The sequence below is a fragment of the Anaerophaga thermohalophila str. Valhall genome (genome assembly GCF_000250735.1).
Taxonomy (GTDB): Bacteria; Bacteroidota; Bacteroidia; order Bacteroidales; family Marinilabiliaceae; genus Anaerophaga; species Anaerophaga thermohalophila_A.
The window spans coordinates 1-3,840 of the sequence record NZ_AHZV01000126.1 but is presented as its reverse complement, the minus strand read 5'-3'; the positions used below and the strand labels follow the sequence as shown (position 1 = coordinate 3,840).

General features: G+C 43.5%; 3 protein-coding genes. All 3 read right to left on the bottom strand.

Annotated features, from left to right (window positions below):
- Nucleotides 1-408 precede the first annotated feature (408 nt).
- Nucleotides 409-846, bottom strand: coding sequence for an RpiB/LacA/LacB family sugar-phosphate isomerase (locus OQ5_RS0106660; RefSeq protein ID WP_016776740.1), 438 nt, complete (start codon nt 844-846; stop codon nt 409-411).
- Nucleotides 847-1,216: 370 nt separating this feature from the next.
- Nucleotides 1,217-2,887, bottom strand: a complete 1,671-nt coding sequence (locus OQ5_RS0106655) for a ribulokinase (RefSeq protein WP_016776739.1) — start codon at nt 2,885-2,887, stop codon at nt 1,217-1,219.
- Between the two features lie 53 nt (nt 2,888-2,940).
- Nucleotides 2,941-3,630 carry an L-ribulose-5-phosphate 4-epimerase gene (locus tag OQ5_RS0106650; protein ID WP_016776738.1) on the bottom strand — a complete coding sequence of 230 codons (690 nt, stop codon included), beginning with the start codon at nt 3,628-3,630 and terminating at the stop codon, nt 2,941-2,943.
- Nucleotides 3,631-3,840 lie beyond the last annotated feature (210 nt).

Here is a 3,840-nt window from a genome sequence, read left to right as displayed (position 1 = left end):
CCGTCGCACAAAGAAATTCCTAAAAATCAGATTGTTTTTCTAAAATCCGAAAACTCGCTTCGCTCAAACAATTCGGATTTACCTCATTATCGTGTTTGCTTTCAAAGGCATTCGGTGAACTCGCAAGCTCGTTTCTTAACGAAAAACAATCTGATTTTCTTAACGGAATTTCTTTGATGCGAACCTACCCCTGAACTGTGCAAAAGTATTCAGAGAGCACATAAACACAAGTCGTCATTAAATCCATTTCATTTTAGTCGGTCAGTAGTGATACAAGATGTAAGATAATCCGTAAATATTGATACACTGCATCTTAATAAACCAATATTAAAAGGCATAAACAATTGGCTTGCAGTGTATTGTAAAAGTTTAACGGAGTATTGCAGACAAGCACTAACTAACTTTTTATCAAAGCTCAATTTTTTCTATCCGTTTTTGATGACGCCCCCCTTCAAAATCTGTGGAAAGAAAGGCATCAATGATCTCACGAACCTGGGCGGGCTCCAGGAAACGTGCAGGCATGGCGCAAACGTTGGCATCGTTATGAGCTCTTCCCAACCGGGCTATTTCGGGATTCCAGCTATAAGCCGATCTTACTCCTTTATGACGGTTCAATGTGATGTTTATGCCATTACCGCTCCCACAAAAGGCTACTGCTCTTTTTATTTTTCCGTTTGAAATTGCTTCTCCCAGCGGATGTGCAAAATCGGAATAATCGGAACTTTCCGAAGAATTGGTTCCAAAGTCTTTAACTTCATACCCTTTTTCTTCAAGATATTTTTTAGCCATCTCTTTCATTTCATAACCGGCATGGTCGGAAGCAATTCCAATTAGTTCTTTATTCATCCGTATAAAATTTATTTATTTAGGTCGGATGGAACTCGCGATTTCTTTATACATGCCCTTTTGTGGCAGTTTTCTTTGTAAACAAAGCGGCAAAGCCGAAGGAGAAATCAAAGCTCCATGCTCGTTTCATCAGTATAAAATTAGTCTAAGTTATTGGTCTGATAGAACTCGCAAACACGGATTTATGCATGTGCCGCCTTACCCCGACAAGCCAAAGCCAAACATTTGTCCTGTTTCTGTCGCAGCTCCGCAGCTTTATACTTTTCCATCAAATTTATTCTACCGTTCTATTGCCGCTCTGCGGCTATTTAACCCAACTTCCCCTCTTCCCCCTTCTCCCCATATACCTTACCCGGCTGTCATCAAAGCACTACAGTTCGTTTTCAGTAAAATGGCCTAATTTTACATACTTTTCATAAATGGCCTCATATTTCCGGGCATTTTCGGGATCGGGTTTATATTCCTTTTCGAATCCCTGTCCCATTTTCTTCTGGGCTTCTTCTACATTAGGATAAATGCCCGCTACAACAGCAGCAAACATTCCGGCTCCCACAGCACAGGTCTGTTCGGTTGCAGCAACCTTTATAGGCATATTAAGTACATCGGCCAGGGTTTGCATAACAAAGGGAGATTTGCGGGCTACGCCACCCAACCCGATAACACCTTTCAATTCGACACCTTCTTCCCGAAAACGTTCAACTATGGCTTTGGAACCAAAAGCAGTAGCCTCAACCAGTGCTCTGAAAATTCGTGGAGCTGAAGAACCAAGTGTCAGTCCGGTGATGGAGCCGGTGACTTCCTGACTGGCATCGGGTGTTCTTCTTCCGTTCATCCAGTCTGTTGCAAGAATAGTCGACTCTTCAACAGGAATTTTCATGGCTTCTTCGCTTAAGCGCGGAATAATCTGGTCTATGGTTTCGTCAATCAGTTTTTGTTTGGTTTCGTTATCAAGTAGTTTACTATCGGCAAGAATATTATTCAACGGCCATGCTACCACATTTTTAAACCATGCATAAACATCACCAAACCCCGATTGTCCGGCTTCGAGACCAATATAGCCGGGGACTACCGATCCATCTACCTGCCCGCAAATTCCGCGCACCAGCTTGTCACCAATTTGTTCGTAATCGGCAATCATAATGTCGCATGTGGATGTCCCGATAGCTCTTGCCAAAACGTTAGGAGTAGCTCCCCCGCCAACAGCACCCATGTGACAATCAAATGCGCTGACACCAACAACAACATCGGTTGAAAGTCCCAATCGCTCTGCCCATTCCGGGGTCAGATTGCCAACTTTCTTATCACTCGGATAGGTATAACGATACAATCTGTCACGATACCCCTTCAGTAATGGATCAAGCGTAGTTAAAAAATCTTCGGGTGGTAATCCGTCCCAGGTTTCGTGCCACATCGCTTTATGTCCGGCAGCGCAGCGACTACGAACCACCTGGTCGGGTTTTTCTGTTCCGGTAATTAAAGCCGGCATCCAGTCGGCATGTTCTATCCACGACCAGGCGGCTTCGCGAACAGACGTGTCTTCACGCAGCACGTGTAATACTTTAGCCCAAACCCATTCCGATGAATAAACACCACCTTCATATTTTGTATAATCTTCCTCCCACTTTTTTGCCAGAGCATTGATTTCCGCGGCCTCCTTCACTGCGGTATGGTCCTTCCAGAGAATAAACATTGCATTGGGATTCTCTGAAAACCCGGGTTTCAAAGCCAGCGGAATGCCATCCTTATCTACAAAAGCAGGCGTACTTCCGGTAGTGTCAAACGATAATCCGACCACATTTTGGGCAACATCGCTCCCGGCTTCTTTTAAAGCATTCTTTACTGTATATTCAAGCACTTCGATGTAGTCGAGCGGATGCTGTCTGTACTGATTGGCAGCCGGATTGCAGTATTTTCCTTCCATCCATCGCGGGTAATACTTTACCGACTGGGCTACTTCCTCGCCGGTTTCAGTATCCACCACCACGGCCCGAGCCGAGTCAGAACCGTAATCAAGCCCGATAACATATTTTTTTGAATGCATAATTTTAGTTTTTAGTTCTGTAGTCAGTAGTTTTTAGTCATTGATTTTATGAACTATCGTTGCCCGTAATAGGCATTGGCACCGTGCTTCCGGTCGAAATGCTTTCTCGTTAGCAAAGGATTCATTGATGCCTGCGGATTCACTGAGAGACTGATAAAAGCCATTTTCGCAACCTGCTCCATAACTACACTATTATGGACAGCTTCGTGAGCATCTTTCCCCCAGGAAAAGGGGCCGTGATTTTTCACAATAACCCCCGGAACATGATTTGGATTTTTACCTTTGAATGCTTCCACTATGATCGTTCCGGTTTTCTTTTCGTATTCTGATTCTACTTCTTCCTTAGACATATCTCTTGTACACGGGATGTCACTGGCAAAATAGTCGGCATGCGTGGTACCTAAAATTGGAATATCCACTCCTGCCTGAGCCCATGCAGTAGCGTAGGCAGAGTGGGTATGAACCACTCCGCCTATTTCTGCAAAATGTCTGTACAACTCAATATGCGTAGGTGTGTCTGAAGAAGGTTTCAGATCACCTTCCACCACATTGCCGTCAAGATCGACAACCACCATATCGTCGGCTTTCATATCATCATAGGCCACTCCGCTGGGTTTGATCACAACCAAACCGTTTTCCCTGTCGATGGCACTTACATTGCCCCAGGTGAAAATAACAAGGTTGTGACGAACCAAATCCAGATTTGCCTGAAATACTTCTTCTTTCAACTTTTTTAAATCCATATTCAATATCTCAATAGACCTTTAGAGTTTTAGATATCAGCTACAAGATTATTCTCAAAACTTTGGCTTACTGCATTTTAGCAGATTTAATCTTTTGAGCACATGCAACTAACAATCAATTTATTTACAAAACAAAAATTTAACCAGTGTCTGTCCATAAAGTACCATTTGCTGTGTTACGCTCGCCGCCAAAATACTCATTTACGAAAA

Excerpts from the sequence above, each read along its gene's own strand:
- OQ5_RS0106660 (WP_016776740.1), bottom strand. The coding sequence starts at position 846 with ATGAATAAAGAACTAATTGGAATTGCTTCCGACCATGCCGGTTATGAA.
- OQ5_RS0106655 (WP_016776739.1), bottom strand. The coding sequence starts at position 2,887 with ATGCATTCAAAAAAATATGTTATCGGGCTTGATTACGGTTCTGACTCG.
- OQ5_RS0106650 (WP_016776738.1), bottom strand. The coding sequence starts at position 3,630 with ATGGATTTAAAAAAGTTGAAAGAAGAAGTATTTCAGGCAAATCTGGAT.